We start from the raw sequence: 377 nt of genomic DNA on the forward strand, positions 1-377 counted from the left end.
CCCTGCTTGTAAGGCAGATGCTCTCCCAGCTGAGCTAATCGCCCATATATCTGGTGACCCTACCGGGATTCGAACCCGGGATACCGCCGTGAAAGGGCGATGTCTTAACCGCTTGACCATAGGGCCTTAATTACTAATGTTTTCGTTTTATATATTCATTTGTTAACAACTTACTTATTTATTTTAGCATTTAATAAGCATTTTGTCAACACTTTTTTTCAGTTTTTTTACTCAGGTTTTACATAAACTATATGTATGGTTGCGGGAGCAGGATTTGAACCTACGACCTCCGGGTTATGAGCCCGACGAGCTACCAAACTGCTCTATCCCGCGTTATTGGTGCCGAGGATCGGAATCGAACCGATACGGTGTTTAAC

The 377-nt window shown here is 43.5% G+C and carries 2 tRNA genes; both read right to left on the reverse strand.

Going from position 1 to position 377, the window contains the following annotated elements:
- Positions 1-51: 51 nt before the first annotated feature.
- Positions 52-126, reverse strand: a tRNA-Glu gene (locus tag ACU68Y_RS09155).
- A gap of 130 nt (positions 127-256) precedes the next feature.
- Positions 257-333 (reverse strand) — tRNA-Met (locus ACU68Y_RS09160).
- Positions 334-377: the final 44 nt, after the last annotated feature.

Source organism: Finegoldia sp. P1-F-LS (genome assembly GCF_052932205.1).